The following is a 17,003-nucleotide window of genomic DNA, read 5'->3' as shown; positions in this document are numbered from 1 at the left end:
GTCATTGCTCCTGTGGTTACAGCGTGCCAATCAGGGCCAGCTCTGCCTTGAGCTGTTCGGCACTCAGTTGGGCAAGCGGTAAAGCCGAGAAAGCCGAGAAAGCTTCAATACGGGTTTTGATCTGCTCCAAGGTGGCTTCAAAAGCCGCCTCGATCTCTTCTTGAGTACCGTGGTATTCCGAAGGGTCAGCCAGCCCCCAGTGGGCTTTGGTGGCGGGTCCAAAAAATACCGGACAGGCTTCACCAGCTGCCTTGTCGCACACCGTGATGACGAAATCAGGTGCCAAATTCACATGGACATCGCTGGACTTACTGAACAGCCCGAGCGTCGACATACCGGCGTTTTCCAAAGTTTTGAGACTCAGCGGATGCACTTCGCCTTTGGGTTGACTGCCCGCGCTGTAGGCTTTCATGTCTTCCGGTGCCAAGTGATTGAAAACCGCCTCACAAAGGATGCTGCGACAGCTATTGGCAGTGCAGAGGAACAGGATTTTCATCGAGCGATCTCGTAGTCGAAGGCGGAATCAGGCGATTTTGCTTTCACAGCACACGGCTGCCCGTTCAGGACGGTCACCCATTTCATCAAGGCGTTTGGCATCAGGGCTCAACCAGTGCTTGTTGCTTTCCAGCACGGTGGTCAGCACTTGATGAACCCAATCAGGGAGATTCGGGTGCAGTCGGTAATACACCCATTGGCCTTGCCGACGGTCCGACAACAGGCCGCAAGTACGCAGTTGCGCTAGGTGCCTGGAGATTTTTGGCTGACTCTCGTTCAACGCGCAGGTCAGCTCGCAAACACAAAGCTCTCCTTCACGGGTGATGAGCATCATCGTGCGGACCCGAGTGTCGTCAGCAAGGCATTTGAAAACAGTGGTCGGTGTCAGATGGTCAGCCATATCGTTTTCTCAGTGTTTGTTTTTGACCAAGACGAACATCTTGATGCGCTCATGAATTTCGTGAAGGGTGTGACGGAAGGCATCGGGTTTGGTGCTGGTGACCGGGTCTTCAAAACTCCAGGCCAATGCCTCACCCGCTCCAGGTAAAGACAGGCATTCCGCTGCGGCTTTATCACACAAGGTGATGACGTAATCGAAATGCTCACCACCGAACTCGTCTAACGACTTGCTACGTAATCCTTCGGTGCTCACACCGATGTGTGAAAGCGCCTCGAAGGTGCGCGGATCTACCTGAGTTGGAGTTGTGCCGGCGCTGAACGCCTCGAAATGCTCCGAATCGGTATGCCTCAGCAACGCTTGGGCCAACTGGGAGCGTGCAGCGTTGGAAGTACAGACGAACAGGACACGGGCTTTGCTGGTCATTGTGAAGTCTCAGCTCATATGCGGTTTGACGAATATATGTTTTTCCGCATGCAAGGTAAAGAGCCAACGACCCATTAACCCATCAAAACGATTGGACTCCGCCGAGTACCTTCAATGAAAGCTGTGTATTACGGCGCTAGCCAGCCTTCCGTGTCTCTTCAAATATCTGCGGTGGTGTATATATGGTTTCTGTAATGAATCTGTCACTCACGCAGAAATAGGTCGCTCCTTGGTTCAAGGACTACCTGGACGTGCAAAAGAAAATAAGAAGGTCGCCCCTAACCCGCCCCGGTCATCGAGGGCGGGTTCGGTTGCTGCGCACTAGGCTTTGCAACAACCCGGCGAGGTACGAGGCGCGGCCTCAAGGATTGTCTCTCCGGTGCCACAACAAGACGTCTGACTTGCCGAAGCCTTCAAGCGATCATCGACTTCATCGAAATCCGAGTTGCAAATGCCCGTTTCCGGGAGGATCAGTTCAACCCTTTTGGCCGCATCCCAATCACCCGCCAGCGCCGCGACGACAGAGCGAACTTGCTCATACCCAGTCATCAACAAGAACGTAGGCGCCCGACCATAGCTCTTCATCCCAACAATGAACAAACCTTCCTCAGGATGGGCAAGTTCTATCGCGCCATGAGGTCTGACCGTACCGCAGCTGTGCTCGTTGGGATCGATCATTGGAGCGAGCAACACTGCGCTTTGAGTTGCGGGATCAAGTGCGATACGCAACTCGGCGAGCAGGCTCATGTCAGGTCGGAATCCAGTCGCCACAATGATTTGGTCCACAGGTGGAAGTATCTGGTCTCCCGCCCTCACAACCAACCCTTGGCCATTGCCTACAACCTGATCGATAGCGACGTTTTTGAACAGCTCGATCACGCCGTCATTCAGCAATTGGCGAATCTTCAGGCCGAGCTTTCCGCGCTCTTCCAATTGATCATTCGCACCACCACCCAGAATGCGCTCAAGAGAATTACCCCGGATCGCCCAGAGCACTTTGGTTTGCGGTTACTCCTGAATCAGACGCACCAGATCCTGTAGGGCGTTAAACGCGGAGTGACCACCACCCACCACCAGCACTCTTTTGTTGGCATAGCGATTCCGCGCACGACCCAGCACCTCCGGAATGCCGTACGCAATGTGCGCTGCATGCTCGATCTCGCCCAATGCAGGGATGCCATGGGCGCCCATCCAGTTTGGTGTCAGGTAGGTGCCAGAGGCATCAATGACAGCACTGGCAAGCACATCCTGTTCACCCGCTGGCCCTGCGACACGCAGTAAAAAAGGAGCTGCCGATCTGCCCTGGGTCTTCATCACATCCTGATCGACGCGAGTGGCTGCCAGAACACGGGTATTGAGCTGCAAGTGACGCTTGATCTGTTCGAGGTCCGCGAGAGGTCGAACAAACCGGTCCAGCAGTTCACGACCCGTTGGATACTCGTTCTCCGGTGGTGGAGTCCAACCATCGGCCAGCAGAAGATTGGCCGCCTCCTTGTCCACATTGAACTGCCACGGAGAGAACATCTTCACATGCGCCCATTCTTCAATGCTGGCCCCAGCTTCCGGACCAGCTTCCAGGATCAGCGGAGTGATACCTCTGGCCAGCAGGTGAGCGGCTGTGGCGAGGCCCACTGGGCCTGCACCGATTATGGCGACGGGAAGGTGAGTGTTATCCATGATCGACTCCTTCAGGTTGGCTGATTGTTCGGGAACAGGCGCTCGACAATCGCGCAGTCGAGCCAACGTCCTTCTAGGCAGGCGTGTTTTTCATATACCCCCACTTGGCGGAAACCGCAGGCTTCGCACAATGCGAGGCTGGAGTGATTGAAGGTAAAAATGCGTGAAAGGACTTTCCAGAATCCGCGAGCTTCGGCTTCTTTCAGCAGTGACTGAAGTAACTGTTTGCCTAGCCCCTGGCCGCGAACACTGCGATCTAGGTAAATGGAAAAATCCGCAATGCCGTCGTAACAGGCACGAGCGCGATAACTACTGAGTCCTGCCCATCCAACAACCTGATCCGTCTCATCGACCATGACCAACACTGGATAGCGCTCCATTGATTTGATGCGATCAAGCATGTCTGCCGGGCTTCGAGGAGTCGTTTCAAACGTAGAGCTACGCTCCTCGATCCCCTGGTTGTAGATGGCGGCTATTGAAACAGTGTCTTTAGTTTCAGCTAAACGAACTCGCATTGTTGGAGCCCCATTACGTTGGTAGTAACAACATTATTGGCAAAAAAAGGAAAGTTCTTCCCTTTCATTCCTTGCTCTTCACCGCAGGGCAGCATTCACTCACGAGCCCGCAGCGAATCTCCGTGGCCCTCGTAATCTGCCTGAGTAAACTAAGCGCTCCCTGCCGGGCCTCAGCCGAGAGGTTCTCAATCATCGCTCGTTCCTCAGCAATCAGATCAGCTCTGATTTTCGCGTATAGCTCACGTCCAGCATCCGTTGCCTGAATTCGCACCGCACGCCGATCCTCATCATCCTCAACGCGGGACACATACCCTTTGCGCTCCAGGGTATCGATCACTCGACTCGCCGTGCTCTTGTCCAAGAACATTTCTTCCGCCAAGACCTGAAGGCGCAGCGCGCCTCTTTTGACCAGTGTTTCGACGGCATAACACTGGGTTACAGACACGTCGTAACAGCAGATCCGATCTCGATCACGAAACTGATGGACGCGAACCAGTTGGTTCAACGCCTCGTACAAGTCCTCGGAATCCTGAGTCAGCTGATCGTTTTTACCCTTCGTCATAACCGTCACAATTTAGTTGTTAGCTGCAACAGTAATCCTGATTTCCCGAAATCGTCAACACCGATCTCCCGGTTGACGATAGCCAAAGGAAGGCGCTAGCTTGTTGTCACTGACAACAAAAAATGGACGCACCGGTTGTGACACTTCCAGAGCAGATTCATCCTCCGATCAATCGCTCCAGGCTCGTATGGGCCATGGGTTTCACCCAGATTCTTGCCTGGGGTTCGACCTACTACTTGCCCGCAGTACTTGCGTCTCCGATAACCAAAGAGACGGGATGGTCCATTACCAGTGTGGTGGGCGGCCTGTCCTGGGGACTTTTGGTAGCGGGAGCCTCCTCGCCGGCCGTTGGTCGTCAGATTGACCGCCACGGCGGACGCTCTGTCCTAGCGGCCAGTTCACTGCTACTGGCTCTCGGCATGCTACTAATGGGATTGGCGGGCAACGTTGCCACTTACTATGTCGCCTGGACGTTGATCGGTGTTGCCATGGCGGCGGGTTTATACGACGCAGCCTTCTCAACCCTGGGACGACTGTTCGGCGAAGGGGCTCGAACGTCAATTACCGGGCTGACCTTGTTAGGTGGGTTCGCCAGTACCATAGGTTGGCCGGTGATCGCAGGACTGGAAAGTTGGATCGGCTGGAGGAACGCCTGCTTTGTTCTCGCGGCTGCTCATCTCTTGATTGGGCTACCCATCCACTCGCTGTTGATTCCTGGAAGCACAAAACAACCACCCCACCCCGTCATAACAGAATCACCCAGCGCGTCCGAGCTTCACCCCAAGACCACCAATTATCTATTCTTATTGATTGGCGCCATGCTGACGGTTCTAGCGCTGGTCGTATCAGGTATCTCAGTACACCTGCTTAATGTCCTCAAGCAACTGGGAATCGCGACCGCTGTGGCCTTGGCCATCGGCATGGTGATTGGTCCCTCGCAAGTCTTGGCACGGGTGGCAGAGTTTTCCATAGGCAGAAATCTCCACCCGACCTGGTCAGCGCGGGTCGGTGTGTTTCTATGCCTGGTCGGGTTGGGATTATTGATCTCAGGGATGCCCTGGATGGCCTTCGTGGCGATCGCACTCTACGGTGCAGGCAACGGCATCCTAACGATCGCTCGCGGCACCCTCCCCTTGGCGCTGTTTGGCCCGCAAGGCTACGGAGTGAGAATGGGGCTTCTCGCCAGGCCGGTACTCGTGGCCCAGGCCTGCGGCCCGATAGCCGCCGCATTTGTTTTGCAGAACTTTGGAGCCTCGGCACTGCTTGTCGTTATGTGCGGTTTGGTTTTGCTGTGCTTCATCGCCAGCTGGCGCCTTCCAACGACTCGACGCACTGACTAAACGTTGCTGCGGTTGAGATTCGTCAACTGCCAAGTTGTCTTCTAAACAGGCATATCGCGGACAAATCGCATCAAGCTGGGCATGATGTAAGACGCATCCTGGCCGACACCTCTGAGGGTCGCTGAAGCAAAGTTCCGTTGCTTCGGCAGACCGACAAAATACAGCCCAGGTAGGTGCTCGGCCTGCCCGTTACGATGAGCCCAATATTCATCGCCTGGGCATTCCAACCCGCTCAAAAATTCCAAGTTCGGGCGAAATCCGGTAGCAAACACCAGGCTATCGACTTCAGTGTGCTGCCCATCAGCCCAGATCACGCCGGTTGGTGTTATCGCCTCGAACATCGGCTTACGCTCGAACAACTTTTTCTTAAGGGCTCGACGATAGATCCCGTCATCAAGCACCGGCGTACTTTGGTCATTCAACCAACGGGTCTTTTCCAACCCCGACCATTTCAGCCACGCATGAAAATCCGAACCCAGTATCTTTTGTGGAAAAAACCGAATTGGCTCCCTGCTTGCCAGCACGACTTTGCTCACATGGGCCAGTTCATAAGCAATTTGAACAGCCGAGTTCGCAGCACCGACCACAACCACTCGTTGATCACCAAAGCCTTCGGCATTTCGATATTCCGCGCTGTGCAAACTGCGCCCGAGAAAGCCCTGAAGCCCTTGAATATCTGGAATGAACGGCTGATTGAATCCCCCCGTACACACGACCAGCGCCCTGGAGCAGAAAATTTCTCCATCGTCCGTTTGAAGCTGAAACAGCTCGCGCTCTCTTCGTACATGCTGCACGCGGGTGTACTGACGAACTGGCAATCTGAATGCCTTTGCATAGTCTTCCAGATAGCGTACGACATCATCACGAAGCGGGTAATGATCAGGTTCTGCCGGGAAGCGCATGCCTGGCAATGACGAGTAAGCAGCTGGAGAAAAAAGCTTCAGACTGTCGTAGTAATTGCGCCAATTCCCTCCCGGTGACCGCTCAGCATCCAAAATCAGGAACCTAAGGTTTTGCTGCTGTAAGTGCCAACCGCACGCTAATCCTGCCTGGCCTGCACCGATCACAATGACATCCAAGATTTCATTTATTACATTCATATATGCACACTCATGCACACTACAGAGCAAAAAAAACTATCCGGACGTACCTGGGCAGCAGAATGGGGCGAGGCTTTTCATATGCTGAAGAATGGCTTCGAGGCGTGTCACCACTGCCGGACCATCCACCTCGTAGAACATCTGCCTGCTGACCTTGGTACCGCGGACGATACCTGCCTCTAACAGTACTTGCAGATGCCGGGAAACAACTGAGCGTTCCTGGGGCAGTGCTTCCGCAATCTCTCCGATGTCGGCGCGCCCCAGTTGCATCACGCGCTTGAGCACAGCTACACGCGAAGGCTCGCAAAGCGCCTTGAAGAAAGCGCCATCGAGAGACTCGATTGCAGCGTCAATTGCGCGGGTTCGGTTAAGGATTCGATTAGTCATGCAACCGACTATATGTGCATATCCATGCACACGTCAACACTCTGCAATTGCACCTCTCCTAAGGCTAAAAGCTGTGCCGTGAAGGTAACCAACTCCCCGAGAAAGCCAACAATTTAGGGTGTAACCCCAGGTGGTGTTGGTAAAGATTCCACCGAGAGCCAGTCGTTTTGTAGGGGCAAAAACGCTCGAAAATAAAAAGGGGTCGCGAGATAAAGTCTCGCAACCCCTTGATTTATATGGTCGGGACGGAGTGATTCGAACACTCGACCCCTAGCACCCCATGCTAGTGCGCTACCGGACTGCGCTACGCCCCGACTAGGCGTTAAATCCGTTCCTCTTCTCGAAGAACGCTCAAGAATATATCGCAAGCTTTTGAAAACTGGAAGTATCTAAAAGCAGGAATTTATTTCTTGAGTACCACCAGAACATCCTCCAGCTCGGCGATCATCTGGCGAATCATTTGCTTGTATTGGGTTGTGTCATCTTTGGCTTCATCGCCGGACAAACGCAGGCGTGCGCCGCCGATGGTGAACCCCTGATCGTAAAGAAGCGCGCGGATCTGCCGGATCATCAGTACGTCTTGTCGCTGATAATACCGGCGGTTTCCGCGGCGTTTGACGGGGTTGAGTTGAGGAAATTCCTGCTCCCAGTACCGCAACACGTGCGGTTTTACCGCACATAGCTCGCTGACTTCACCAATGGTGAAGTAGCGTTTGCCTGGGATGACGGGTAGCTCGTCGTTATGACTTGGTTCCAGCATAAGCCTCAACTCGGGCCTTCAACTTCTGCCCTGGACGAAAGGTGACCACACGGCGAGCCGTGATCGGGATTTCTTCACCCGTTTTCGGATTGCGGCCAGGCCGCTGGCGTTTGTCCCGAAGGTCGAAATTGCCGAAACCGGACAATTTGACTTGTTCGTTGTCTTCAAGAGCGTGCCTGATTTCTTCAAAAAACAGTTCGACCAATTCCTTGGCTTCCCGTTTATTCAGGCCCAACTCTTCATACAGACGTTCCGCCATCTCAGCTTTCGTCAGAGCCCCCATACGTCACTTCCTTAACGTGGCGTTCAACCTTTGTTCGAGCGAGGTGAGGATGTTTTGCGTCGTGGTATTCACCTCATCGTCATTAAGAGTGCGCGATGGATGCTGCCAGGTCAAGCCGACTGCAAGGCTTTTTCTATCAGGATCAATGCCTTTACCCTGATACACGTCAAATAGCCTGAGGTCTGTCAGCCATTCGCCTGCATTTTCACGGATTACGTCCAGTACGGCGCTGGCCGCAACGTCCGTGGCCGCAATGAGTGCCAGATCACGACGCACTTCAGGAAAGCGCGATAACTCCTGGAATTTAGGCATTTTACCCAATGCTACTTCGGCCAGCACCAGCTCGAAAACGAAGACCGGACGGTCGAGACCGAGAGTTTTCGACAATTCAGGGTGGACAGCACCGACGAAGCCGACCAAACGGCCTTCACGTTCGATGCGCGCGGTTTGACCTGGGTGCAACGCAGGGTGTTTGCCCGGCACAAAAGTGAATGACTCCAATGCCCCAGCGAAGCCCAGCACCGCTTCCACGTCGGCTTTGACGTCAAAGAAATCCACGACATCGCGACCTTGTGCCCAACCTTCCGGCAGACGACTACCGCAAACAACACCCGCCAGCATCGGCTCTTGCTTCAAGCCTTCCAGCTGACCGACAAAACGCAGGCCGCTTTCGAACAGTCGGACGCGATCTTGCTGACGGTTCAGGTTGTGCTGAAGTGCCTTGACCAGACCCGGCCACAGGGACGAGCGCATGGCGGCCATGTCGTTCGAGATCGGGTTGGCCAACAACAGCGGTTCGACACCTGGATTAAACAGCTCAAACTGTTTCGGATCGATGAAGCTGTAGGTGATCGCTTCCTGATAACCACGGGCTACCAGCAGACGGCGCAGCTCAGGCAGATCGCTCCGCGCCTCAGCCTTGGCTTGCGGCGCCAGACGAGCTTGCGGGTAGCGAACCGGCAGACGGTTGTAACCATACAGACGAGCCAGTTCTTCGATCAGATCAACTTCCAGGCTGATGTCGAAGCGGTGGCTTGGCACTTCTACGCGCCACTGCCCTGCCCCATCGGCAGAAATCTTCAGACCCAAGCCGCTGAGCAGTCGCTCGACTTCGGCCGAATCCATTTCCATACCCAGCATCTGAGTGATGCGTTGCGCACGCAGAGTAACTGGCGCAATCGACGGCAGGTGTTGCTCGCTGACGGTTTCGATGATCGGGCCAGCTTCGCCGCCAGTGATTTCCAGCAGCAGGCCGGTGGCGCGCTCCATCGCTTCACGGGCCAACTGCCAGTCCACGCCACGCTCGTAACGGTGCGAGGCGTCAGTGTGCAGGCCATAGGAACGGGCCTTGCCAGCGACAGCAATCTGATCGAAAAACGCGCTTTCGAGGAACACATCGCGAGTGGTCGCGGTGTTGACACCGCTGTGCTCGCCACCCATAACGCCGGCAATGGCCAGGGCGCGGGTGTGGTCGGCAATCACCAGCGTATCGCTACGCAGGCTGACTTCCTGACCGTCGAGCAGTACCAGCTTCTCGCCTTCTTCAGCCATTCGCACGCGGATGCCGCCGTTGATTTCGGCGAGATCGAAGGCATGCAGTGGTTGACCCAGCTCCAGCATTACGTAGTTGGTGATGTCGACAGCAGCGTCGATGCTGCGCACGTCGCCACGACGCAGACGCTCGACCATCCACAGCGGCGTTGGCTTGGACAGATCGACGTTACGGATCACACGCCCCAGGTAACGCGGGCAAGCGGCTGGCGCCAGCACTTCGATCGAGCGTACTTCGTCGTGTACGGCTGGCACGACAGCAACCACCGGACGGGTGACTTCAGCAGCGTACAACGCGCCGACTTCACGGGCCAGACCGGCCAGGGACAGGCAGTCGCCGCGGTTCGGGGTCAGGTCGACCTCGATGCTGGCGTCGTCCAGGCTCAGGTATTCACGAATGTCCTGACCGACCGGCGCATCGGCTGGCAATTCCATCAGGCCATCGTTGCCTTCACCAACTTGCAGCTCGGCTTGCGAGCACAGCATGCCATTGGACTCAACTCCACGCAGCTTGGCTTTCTTGATCTTGAAATCGCCTGGCAGTTCGGCACCGATCATGGCGAACGGGATCTTCAGGCCCGGGCGCACGTTAGGCGCACCGCAAACGACCTGGAAGGTCTCCGAGCCATTGCTGACCTGGCAAACGCGCAGCTTGTCGGCGTCCGGGTGCTGTTCGGTGCTCAGCACCTCGCCCACCACCACACCGGTGAATTCGCCGGCGGCCAGCGTAACGCTATCGACCTCAAGACCGGCCATCGACAGACGAGCAACCAGCTCGTCACGACTTACCTGCGGGCTTACCCAGCCACGCAGCCATTGTTCACTGAATTTCATCCTGCTCTCCTAAGAATTCGTTACGACTAGCGAAATTGCGCGAGGAACCGCAAGTCGTTGTCGAAGAACAGACGCAAGTCGTTCACGCCGTAACGCAGCATGGCCAGACGCTCAACACCCATGCCGAAGGCAAAGCCCGAGAACTCTTCCGGGTCGATCCCGGACATACGCAACACGTTCGGGTGAACCATGCCGCAGCCCATCACTTCCAGCCAGCCAGTCTGTTTGCAGACGCGACAGCCTTTACCGCTGCACATCACGCATTCCATGTCGACTTCGGCGGATGGCTCGGTGAACGGGAAGTACGAAGGGCGGAAACGCACGGCCAGTTCTTTTTCGAAGAACACGCGCAGAAACTCTTCGATGGTCCCTTTCAGGTCGGCGAAGTTGATATCGCGGTCGACCAGCAGGCCTTCGACCTGGTGGAACATCGGGGAATGAGTGATATCGGAGTCGCTACGGTACACACGGCCTGGGCAGACGATGCGGATCGGCGGCTGTTTCGATTCCATGGTGCGGACCTGTACCGGAGAGGTATGGGTGCGCAGCAACATGTTGGCATTGAAATAGAAGGTGTCATGCATCGACCGGGCCGGGTGATGGCCTGGGATGTTGAGCGCTTCGAAGTTGTGATAGTCGTCTTCGACCTCAGGGCCTTCGGCAATGCCGTAGCCGATGTGGGTGAAGAACTGTTCGATACGTTCCAGAGTGCGAGTAACCGGATGCAGACCACCCGAGGTCTGGCCACGGCCAGGCAGGGTCACGTCAATGGACTCGGCGGACAGTTTGGCGGCCAGGTCGGCCTCTTCAAACACTGCCTTGCGCGCATTGAGAACCTCTGTGACACGCTCCTTGGCAACGTTGATCAGGGCGCCGACTTGCGGACGCTCTTCTGCCGGCAAATTCCCCAGGGTCTTCATCACCTGAGTCAATTCGCCCTTTTTGCCAAGGTAGTGAACCCGGATTTGCTCCAGGGCATTGATATCTTCAGCGCTTTGCACAGCCTCTAGAGCTTGAGAGACGAGCGCATCCAGGTTTTCCATGTACAGACTCCAGATACAAAATAGGGGAAGAGCTTGAAGGCTCTTCCCCTATTTATGACGTTTAACACCTGGCCCCACAGAGGTGAGGCCGGGTGACTGTCGGGGGTACTTAAGCCAAGGTGGCTTTAGCTTTCTCGACAATCGCAGCAAACGCCGCTTTTTCGTTCACTGCCAGATCAGCCAGAACCTTACGGTCGATCTCGATGGACGCTTTTTTCAGGCCGGCGATGAAACGGCTGTAGGACAGACCGTTGATACGTGCACCAGCGTTGATACGAGCGATCCACAGAGCGCGGAACTGACGTTTTTTCTGACGACGGTCACGGTAGGCGTATTGGCCTGCCTTGATTACCGCTTGCTTGGCAACACGGAATACGCGCGAGCGAGCGCCGTAGTAGCCTTTAGCAAGTTTCAGAATTTTTTTGTGACGTTTACGGGCAATGACGCCACGCTTTACACGAGCCATGAGTTACTTCCTCTATTCTTGACTAAATTAACGAAGGCGCAGCATGCGCTCGACTTTTGCCACGTCACACGGTGCCAGCAAGCTGCTACCGCGCAGTTGACGCTTACGCTTGGTCGACATTTTAGTCAGGATGTGGCTCTTGAAAGCGTGCTTGTGCTTGATACCGTTAGCAGTTTTCAGAAACCGCTTAGCAGCACCACTTTTAGTTTTCATTTTTGGCATGTTCGGATACTCCGCATTCAGTTGATAAACATAATCAGAAGGCCTGCCGTGCCCTATTGATTACTTCTTCTTTTTCGGGGCGATGACCATGATCAGTTGGCGTCCTTCCATCTTAGGATGCTGTTCGACCGAACCGTACTCGAGCAAGTCACCTTCAACTCGCTTGAGGAGTTCCATCCCCAGCTCCTGGTGGGCCATCTCACGGCCGCGGAATCGCAAGGATACCTTGGCCCTGTCCCCATCACTCAGGAAACGTACCAGGTTGCGCAGTTTTACCTGGTAATCCCCTTCCTCCGTCCCTGGACGAAACTTGATTTCTTTAACCTGAATCTGCTTCTGGTTTTTCTTGGCCGCGGCAATCTGCTTCTTCTTTTCGAAGATCGATTTGCCGTAGTCCATCAGTTTGCAAACAGGGGGTACTGCATCGGCGGAAATTTCCACCAGATCCAGCTTGGCCTCTTCAGCCTTAAGAAGCGCGTCTTCAATTGACACAATCCCAAGCTGTTCACCTTCAGCCCCAATTAACCGAACCTCGCGTGCCGAGATATTCTCGTTGATCGGGGCCTTCGGTGCAGCTCGTTTATCTTGTCTCATTTCACGCTTAATAGTAATTACTCCGAATCTGGGCGACCACGCCGGGAAACCGCTTGAGCGAGGAACTCGGCGAACTGGGCGACGGGCATCGAGCCCAGGTCAGCACCTTCACGAGTACGCACAGCGATAGTCTGCATCTCGACTTCCCGATCTCCGATAACCAAGAGATAAGGAACCTTGAGCAAAGTATGCTCGCGGATTTTAAAGCCGATCTTTTCATTTCTCAAGTCAGACTTGGCACGAAATCCGCTTTCGTTGAGAGTTTTTTCAACCTCGGCGGCGAAATCAGCCTGTTTATCAGTGATATTCATGATCACTGCCTGGGTCGGAGCCAGCCACGCGGGGAATGCACCCTCGTAGTGCTCGATCAGGATTCCGACGAAACGTTCGAAGGAGCCAAGGATCGCCCGGTGCAACATCACCGGGTGCTTACGGCTGTTGTCTTCAGAGACGTATTCGGCTCCCAGACGGACAGGCAGGTTAAAATCGAGCTGAAGGGTACCACACTGCCAGACGCGGCCAAGGCAATCTTTCAGCGAGAACTCGATCTTAGGACCGTAGAACGCACCCTCACCCGGCTGCAAATCGTACGGCAGGCCAGCGCTATCAAGGGCTGCAGCCAGGGCCGCTTCGGCGCGATCCCACAGTTCGTCGGAACCGACGCGTTTTTCCGGACGAGTGGACAGCTTCATCTCGACGTCTTTGAAGCCGAAGTCAGCATAAACGTCCATGGTCAGCTTGATGAACGCAGCGGATTCGGCCTGCATTTGCTCTTCAGTGCAGAAGATGTGGGCGTCGTCCTGAGTGAACGCCCGCACGCGCATAATCCCGTGCAACGCACCCGATGGCTCGTTACGGTGACAAGCACCGAATTCGGCCAGACGCATCGGCAATTCGCGGTAGCTTTTCAGGCCTTGGTTGAACACTTGCACGTGGCAAGGGCAGTTCATCGGCTTGATGGCGTAGTCGCGGTTTTCCGACTGCGTGGTGAACATGTTGTCGGCGTAGTTGGCCCAGTGCCCGGACTTTTCCCACAGACTGCGGTCAACGACCTGCGGAGTTTTGATCTCCAGATAGCCGTTGTCGCGCTGAACCTTGCGCATGTACTGCTCGAGCACTTGATACAGAGTCCAGCCGTTCGGGTGCCAGAACACCATACCCGGCGACTCTTCCTGGGTGTGAAACAGGCCCAGACGCTTGCCGATCTTGCGGTGATCGCGCTTTTCAGCTTCTTCGATGCGCTGGATGTAAGCCGCCAGCTGCTTCTTATCTGCCCATGCGGTGCCGTAAACGCGCTGCAATTGCTCGTTCTTGGCATCGCCACGCCAGTAGGCGCCGGATAACTTGGTCAGCTTGAAGGATTTCAGGAAGCGCGTGTTCGGCACGTGCGGACCGCGGCACATGTCGACGTATTCTTCGTGATAGTACAGGCCCATTGCCTGCTCGTTCGGCATGTCTTCGACCAGACGCAGCTTGTAGTCTTCGCCGCGGGCCTTGAACACTTCGATCACTTCGGCGCGCGGAGTGACTTTCTTGATCACGTCGTAATCTTTCTCGATCAGCTGTTGCATGCGCTGTTCGATGGCGGCCAGGTCGTCCGGAGTGAAGGGACGTTCAAAGGCGATATCGTAATAGAAGCCTTCATCGATGACCGGACCGATGACCATCTTGGCCGTCGGGTACAGCTGCTTGACCGCATGGCCAACCAGGTGGGCGCAAGAGTGGCGAATGATCTCCAGCCCCTCTTCATCCTTTGGCGTAATGATTTGCAGCGTAGCGTCGCTGCCGATGATGTCGCTGGCGTCGACCAGCTTGCCATCGACCTTGCCGGCCACGGTGGCTTTGGCCAGACCTGCACCAATGGATGCGGCGACCTCGGCTACGGATACCGGGTGATCGAATGAACGTTGACTGCCGTCGGGAAGAGTAATAGTTGGCATGGCGCCTCCTCTCCTAGTGGTGACCCCTACCAAAGGTCACGTGGGTTGGGATGAGCCAGTACAAGATCCGATCCAGGCCATTCAATGACGAACGCCTGCCTTACAGCGGCAGGAGCCTTGCGGCCAACCGGAAAACCGAACCAGAGTGACTGGGATTCAAATCAGGGTTATTCGCACATTTGCCGCCACCGGGACTGAAGGTCATCCGGAGCCTGCAAACGCCCGAGCCAGGCATGCTAGCACAGATGAACGGTCGTCGATGCACCGAGGTTTTGTCCTAGGGCAAATCGGGCAATTTTATGCCAGAGTGCTGAACTTGAACCCTGCTTTACCCCTCAGATAACAAGACATTGACCCACAAGGAGCATCCCAGCATGCATCTGAAACGTTTATTCGCAGTCGTCGCCCCCATCGTTTTGCTGCTGCCACTGGCCGCCCATGCCGATTGGCCGAAGGGCGAACGCGAGAAATACATGGCTCAGTGCACACAAGCGGCCACTCCGCAGATCGGTGCTGCAGCAGCGAAGTCTCACTGCGCTTGCGGTGCTGATTCAATCAAGTCTTACCCGCCGGCTGATATCCAGGCGCTGATGGACAACAAGGCCACCCCGGAATTGCAGCAGAAAGCACTGGGGCAGATAGCCAAATGCAAGGCCAATGCACCAGCGAAAAAGTGAGAAAAAAGTCCTTTTGACTCGGCTCAACGCTGATAAAAAGTGATGGATTTGAGCTTTTTCGTACAATTTATGCAGGTTTTACAGGTTTTTTTATCGTCTTTACTTTCGGCTGAAAGCCTTGTAAAACGGGGCTTTCAGCTACATCAAGCAGCAAACAGAACGCGACTGCAGGGTAAACAGCACGTCCGGGGGGCTCCCAAAGCGAACATTTCGACTATGATACCCCGGTGTGCCCAGTTGGCCTGAGCAGCACAGCACTACTGAAAATATATGTTTCTTGGAGATACACCATGTCTAATCGCCAAACCGGCACCGTTAAATGGTTCAACGATGAAAAAGGCTTCGGCTTCATCACTCCTCAAGGTGGCGGTGACGACCTGTTCGTACACTTCAAAGCTATCGAAAGCGACGGTTTCAAAAGCCTGAAAGAAGGCCAGACCGTTTCCTTCGTGGCTGAGAAAGGCCAAAAGGGTATGCAAGCTGCACAAGTCCGCGCTGAGTAATTTTCAGCCGCACTAAAAAAACCCCGTCTACGTGACGGGGTTTTTTATGGGCGAAACAAAAGCCTGAAGCGATCAGCCGCAGTTGACGCGGGTGACGACCCGATTGGCATCGGTATTCAGGTTCAGGCGATCGGAGCGGTACTCCAGGGTCACCATGTCGGTGGGCAAGAGGAACCGTGCATTCTGCGCGCCTGCGCGAGTACGCGCCTGCTCCAGCAGTTCAGGCGAAGCTTTTTTGCCAATGGTGAATTCGGCAGCCTTTGCCTCACAACGGCTGTGACCCGTGTCAGTCGTCGTGACAGGGTCTGTTGTCGACTCGGTGGAGGTAGTGCTGCAACCGGCCAGCATGGCAACGGCCAACAAAGTACCTAATGACGCGAGCTTCCAAGGCATGAAGCCTCCTTTTTTCAATAGTTAAGCTGAGATCGTGCGACCGCCAATCTGGCGTTTGGTTTCACAGGGAGTGCTAGCACCCTGCTCTCTATTCGGACACGCGGCGAGTGTGCCTGAGCATCGCCCTGCCGTTTACCACTCAATCGTGACTGAATATGAATAGCGTTCAATAGACGTCAATGTAGTCGAACGGCGGATTCGGCCAGTTCTCTTTCAGCGCATTGAAAATCTGCATGACCCAGACCTCGTCACTGGCCGCGACCAATCCGACATAACCGGAACCCTTGGCCCACGTCTCCAGACGAAACAACAGCCCGCTGATATCAGTGCCACCCACAACGCCTGACGATATGTAGGCGATGCCGCCCTTAGTGACTCGCAATTGAGTGTGCTCATCGTCGCTGGCAGAGGCCAGCAACTGACGCACCGCCTCAAGGGTCAAGCCGTCAGGAGTGTTCAAATCGATCTGCACAGCACAGTCCTTGAAAATTCGTCAAAGACCAAGTGTCGCATAGCCCTCCCCTCATGCCTAAGTCGGAGTGCCAAAAGCCGCGCAAAATGGTTAACTCGACACTCAGACTTTCCCGACTTCACGAGCGCCATCATGACCACCGTAAGTATCGACGCCGACATCAAAGCCAAGTGGCCACAGGGCCACAGCTCTTACAGCCCGGGCAGCCCGGAAGAGTTGGCAATCATTGGTATCGATCTATTGGTCAAGGAACTGGGGACGCAAGCCGCCCAGATATTCATCGCACAGATATTCGCGAAGTACCCTACCGACTATATTGGCCTGATAGATAGCGACTGAAAGTAACACCCGCAGGCTGGCACCTGC

At 55.1% G+C, this 17,003-nt stretch carries 23 protein-coding genes and 1 tRNA gene; 4 read left to right on the top strand and 20 right to left on the bottom strand.

All coding sequences use genetic code 11. From position 1 onward, the window contains the following. Nucleotides 1-16 precede the first annotated feature (16 nt). From ACYZUA_RS12770 to ACYZUA_RS12740, 7 genes are all read right to left on the bottom strand, one after another. Nucleotides 17-496 (bottom strand): arsenate reductase ArsC, encoded by a 480-nt coding sequence (locus ACYZUA_RS12770; RefSeq protein WP_461963365.1) that lies wholly within the window; start codon nt 494-496, stop codon nt 17-19. Nucleotides 497-523: 27 nt separating this feature from the next. Then, on the bottom strand, nt 524-895 hold the full coding sequence (locus tag ACYZUA_RS12765; RefSeq protein ID WP_010455862.1) for a metalloregulator ArsR/SmtB family transcription factor: 372 nt from the start codon (nt 893-895) through the stop codon (nt 524-526). A gap of 9 nt (nt 896-904) precedes the next feature. Further along, complete coding sequence (locus ACYZUA_RS12760; RefSeq protein ID WP_461963364.1) at nt 905-1,318, bottom strand: arsenate reductase ArsC; 414 nt, start codon at nt 1,316-1,318, stop codon at nt 905-907. A gap of 321 nt (nt 1,319-1,639) precedes the next feature. After that, a complete protein-coding gene (locus ACYZUA_RS12755; protein ID WP_461963363.1) occupies nt 1,640-2,314 on the bottom strand; it encodes a hypothetical protein in 675 nt (224 codons plus the stop codon). A gap of 12 nt (nt 2,315-2,326) precedes the next feature. Further along, complete coding sequence (locus ACYZUA_RS12750) at nt 2,327-2,995, bottom strand: FAD-dependent oxidoreductase (protein ID WP_461963362.1); 669 nt, start codon at nt 2,993-2,995, stop codon at nt 2,327-2,329. Between the two features lie 11 nt (nt 2,996-3,006). After that, on the bottom strand, nt 3,007-3,510 hold the full coding sequence (locus ACYZUA_RS12745) for an arsinothricin resistance N-acetyltransferase ArsN1 family A (protein ID WP_193861937.1): 504 nt from the start codon (nt 3,508-3,510) through the stop codon (nt 3,007-3,009). A 64-nt stretch (nt 3,511-3,574) separates the two neighbouring features. After that, a complete protein-coding gene (locus ACYZUA_RS12740; RefSeq protein ID WP_461963361.1) occupies nt 3,575-4,072 on the bottom strand; it encodes a MarR family winged helix-turn-helix transcriptional regulator in 498 nt (165 codons plus the stop codon). A 194-nt stretch (nt 4,073-4,266) separates the two neighbouring features. On the opposite strand from ACYZUA_RS12740, the gene ACYZUA_RS12735 reads away from it, so the two are divergent. After that, nucleotides 4,267-5,412, top strand: coding sequence for an MFS transporter (locus ACYZUA_RS12735; protein ID WP_461963360.1), 1,146 nt, complete (start codon nt 4,267-4,269; stop codon nt 5,410-5,412). Between the two features lie 41 nt (nt 5,413-5,453). Here the strand turns inward: ACYZUA_RS12735 and ACYZUA_RS12730 are convergent, their stop codons facing one another. The 11 genes from ACYZUA_RS12730 to thrS all read right to left on the bottom strand — a co-directional run bounded on the left by ACYZUA_RS12730 (nt 5,454) and on the right by thrS (nt 14,592). Beyond that, nucleotides 5,454-6,512 (bottom strand): flavin-containing monooxygenase, encoded by a 1,059-nt coding sequence (locus tag ACYZUA_RS12730; RefSeq protein WP_461963359.1) that lies wholly within the window; start codon nt 6,510-6,512, stop codon nt 5,454-5,456. Between the two features lie 36 nt (nt 6,513-6,548). Continuing rightward, nucleotides 6,549-6,899 carry an ArsR/SmtB family transcription factor gene (locus ACYZUA_RS12725; RefSeq protein ID WP_048377495.1) on the bottom strand — a complete coding sequence of 117 codons (351 nt, stop codon included), beginning with the start codon at nt 6,897-6,899 and terminating at the stop codon, nt 6,549-6,551. 237 nt (nt 6,900-7,136) lie between these two features. Further along, nucleotides 7,137-7,213 (bottom strand) — tRNA-Pro (locus tag ACYZUA_RS12720). 89 nt (nt 7,214-7,302) lie between these two features. Then, the gene (locus ACYZUA_RS12715; protein ID WP_003179985.1) at nt 7,303-7,659 is read right to left on the bottom strand and encodes a MerR family transcriptional regulator; all 357 of its coding nucleotides are present in this window, start codon (nt 7,657-7,659) and stop codon (nt 7,303-7,305) included. After that, nucleotides 7,640-7,942 carry an integration host factor subunit alpha gene (ihfA, locus tag ACYZUA_RS12710; protein WP_002553164.1) on the bottom strand — a complete coding sequence of 101 codons (303 nt, stop codon included), beginning with the start codon at nt 7,940-7,942 and terminating at the stop codon, nt 7,640-7,642. Before ihfA ends, ACYZUA_RS12715 begins: the two co-directional genes overlap by 20 nt. Nucleotides 7,943-7,945: 3 nt before the next feature. After that, nucleotides 7,946-10,327, bottom strand: a complete 2,382-nt coding sequence (gene pheT / locus ACYZUA_RS12705) for a phenylalanine--tRNA ligase subunit beta (protein ID WP_461963358.1) — start codon at nt 10,325-10,327, stop codon at nt 7,946-7,948. A 26-nt stretch (nt 10,328-10,353) separates the two neighbouring features. Continuing rightward, the gene (gene pheS, locus ACYZUA_RS12700) at nt 10,354-11,370 is read right to left on the bottom strand and encodes a phenylalanine--tRNA ligase subunit alpha (RefSeq protein WP_461963357.1); all 1,017 of its coding nucleotides are present in this window, start codon (nt 11,368-11,370) and stop codon (nt 10,354-10,356) included. 109 nt (nt 11,371-11,479) lie between these two features. Then, the gene (gene rplT, locus ACYZUA_RS12695; RefSeq protein WP_007905879.1) at nt 11,480-11,836 is read right to left on the bottom strand and encodes a 50S ribosomal protein L20; all 357 of its coding nucleotides are present in this window, start codon (nt 11,834-11,836) and stop codon (nt 11,480-11,482) included. A 27-nt stretch (nt 11,837-11,863) separates the two neighbouring features. Further along, nucleotides 11,864-12,058 (bottom strand): 50S ribosomal protein L35, encoded by a 195-nt coding sequence (gene rpmI / locus ACYZUA_RS12690; RefSeq protein ID WP_008145659.1) that lies wholly within the window; start codon nt 12,056-12,058, stop codon nt 11,864-11,866. Between the two features lie 60 nt (nt 12,059-12,118). Further along, entirely contained in the window at nt 12,119-12,670 is a 552-nt protein-coding gene (gene infC / locus ACYZUA_RS12685; protein ID WP_169857083.1) for a translation initiation factor IF-3, read from the bottom strand. Next, complete coding sequence (gene thrS / locus ACYZUA_RS12680; RefSeq protein ID WP_461963355.1) at nt 12,670-14,592, bottom strand: threonine--tRNA ligase; 1,923 nt, start codon at nt 14,590-14,592, stop codon at nt 12,670-12,672. Before thrS ends, infC begins: the two co-directional genes overlap by 1 nt. A 374-nt stretch (nt 14,593-14,966) precedes the next feature. On the opposite strand from thrS, the gene ACYZUA_RS12675 reads away from it, so the two are divergent. Both ACYZUA_RS12675 and ACYZUA_RS12670 read left to right on the top strand, forming a co-directional pair. Next, the gene (locus ACYZUA_RS12675; RefSeq protein ID WP_461963354.1) at nt 14,967-15,269 is read left to right on the top strand and encodes a hypothetical protein; all 303 of its coding nucleotides are present in this window, start codon (nt 14,967-14,969) and stop codon (nt 15,267-15,269) included. Between the two features lie 290 nt (nt 15,270-15,559). Continuing rightward, nucleotides 15,560-15,772: a cold-shock protein gene (locus ACYZUA_RS12670; RefSeq protein ID WP_007905882.1), complete on the top strand. Its 213-nt coding sequence runs from the start codon at nt 15,560-15,562 to the stop codon at nt 15,770-15,772. Nucleotides 15,773-15,844: 72 nt separating this feature from the next. Here the strand turns inward: ACYZUA_RS12670 and ACYZUA_RS12665 are convergent, their stop codons facing one another. Continuing rightward, nucleotides 15,845-16,165, bottom strand: a complete 321-nt coding sequence (locus ACYZUA_RS12665; protein WP_033061805.1) for an I78 family peptidase inhibitor — start codon at nt 16,163-16,165, stop codon at nt 15,845-15,847. 166 nt (nt 16,166-16,331) lie between these two features. Continuing rightward, nucleotides 16,332-16,637 carry a hypothetical protein gene (locus ACYZUA_RS12660; RefSeq protein WP_008145652.1) on the bottom strand — a complete coding sequence of 102 codons (306 nt, stop codon included), beginning with the start codon at nt 16,635-16,637 and terminating at the stop codon, nt 16,332-16,334. Nucleotides 16,638-16,769: 132 nt separating this feature from the next. Between ACYZUA_RS12660 and ACYZUA_RS12655 the strand changes: the two genes are divergently transcribed. Beyond that, the gene (locus ACYZUA_RS12655) at nt 16,770-16,976 is read left to right on the top strand and encodes a hypothetical protein (RefSeq protein WP_461963353.1); all 207 of its coding nucleotides are present in this window, start codon (nt 16,770-16,772) and stop codon (nt 16,974-16,976) included. Nucleotides 16,977-17,003: the final 27 nt, after the last annotated feature.

This window comes from Pseudomonas sp. LS2P72, from assembly GCF_054897865.1.
This window is presented reverse-complemented; position numbering and strand designations above follow the sequence as displayed.

What these genes read in the sequence shown, in the direction of transcription:
- ACYZUA_RS12655 (WP_461963353.1), top strand. Translation starts at nt 16,770, where the DNA reads ATGACCACCGTAAGTATCGACGCCGACATCAAAGCCAAGTGGCCACAG.
- pheS (WP_461963357.1), bottom strand. Translation starts at nt 11,370, where the DNA reads ATGGAAAACCTGGATGCGCTCGTCTCTCAAGCTCTAGAGGCTGTGCAA.
- ACYZUA_RS12770 (WP_461963365.1), bottom strand. Translation starts at nt 496, where the DNA reads ATGAAAATCCTGTTCCTCTGCACTGCCAATAGCTGTCGCAGCATCCTT.
- rplT (WP_007905879.1), bottom strand. Translation starts at nt 11,836, where the DNA reads ATGGCTCGTGTAAAGCGTGGCGTCATTGCCCGTAAACGTCACAAAAAA.
- rpmI (WP_008145659.1), bottom strand. Translation starts at nt 12,058, where the DNA reads ATGCCAAAAATGAAAACTAAAAGTGGTGCTGCTAAGCGGTTTCTGAAA.
- ACYZUA_RS12725 (WP_048377495.1), bottom strand. Translation starts at nt 6,899, where the DNA reads ATGACTAATCGAATCCTTAACCGAACCCGCGCAATTGACGCTGCAATC.
- ACYZUA_RS12750 (WP_461963362.1), bottom strand. Translation starts at nt 2,995, where the DNA reads ATGGATAACACTCACCTTCCCGTCGCCATAATCGGTGCAGGCCCAGTG.
- ACYZUA_RS12765 (WP_010455862.1), bottom strand. Translation starts at nt 895, where the DNA reads ATGGCTGACCATCTGACACCGACCACTGTTTTCAAATGCCTTGCTGAC.
- ihfA (WP_002553164.1), bottom strand. Translation starts at nt 7,942, where the DNA reads ATGGGGGCTCTGACGAAAGCTGAGATGGCGGAACGTCTGTATGAAGAG.
- thrS (WP_461963355.1), bottom strand. Translation starts at nt 14,592, where the DNA reads ATGCCAACTATTACTCTTCCCGACGGCAGTCAACGTTCATTCGATCAC.
- ACYZUA_RS12740 (WP_461963361.1), bottom strand. Translation starts at nt 4,072, where the DNA reads ATGACGAAGGGTAAAAACGATCAGCTGACTCAGGATTCCGAGGACTTG.
- pheT (WP_461963358.1), bottom strand. Translation starts at nt 10,327, where the DNA reads ATGAAATTCAGTGAACAATGGCTGCGTGGCTGGGTAAGCCCGCAGGTA.
- ACYZUA_RS12745 (WP_193861937.1), bottom strand. Translation starts at nt 3,510, where the DNA reads ATGCGAGTTCGTTTAGCTGAAACTAAAGACACTGTTTCAATAGCCGCC.
- ACYZUA_RS12665 (WP_033061805.1), bottom strand. Translation starts at nt 16,165, where the DNA reads ATGCCTTGGAAGCTCGCGTCATTAGGTACTTTGTTGGCCGTTGCCATG.
- ACYZUA_RS12675 (WP_461963354.1), top strand. Translation starts at nt 14,967, where the DNA reads ATGCATCTGAAACGTTTATTCGCAGTCGTCGCCCCCATCGTTTTGCTG.
- ACYZUA_RS12715 (WP_003179985.1), bottom strand. Translation starts at nt 7,659, where the DNA reads ATGCTGGAACCAAGTCATAACGACGAGCTACCCGTCATCCCAGGCAAA.
- ACYZUA_RS12735 (WP_461963360.1), top strand. Translation starts at nt 4,267, where the DNA reads ATGGGTTTCACCCAGATTCTTGCCTGGGGTTCGACCTACTACTTGCCC.
- ACYZUA_RS12670 (WP_007905882.1), top strand. Translation starts at nt 15,560, where the DNA reads ATGTCTAATCGCCAAACCGGCACCGTTAAATGGTTCAACGATGAAAAA.
- ACYZUA_RS12760 (WP_461963364.1), bottom strand. Translation starts at nt 1,318, where the DNA reads ATGACCAGCAAAGCCCGTGTCCTGTTCGTCTGTACTTCCAACGCTGCA.
- ACYZUA_RS12730 (WP_461963359.1), bottom strand. Translation starts at nt 6,512, where the DNA reads ATGAATGTAATAAATGAAATCTTGGATGTCATTGTGATCGGTGCAGGC.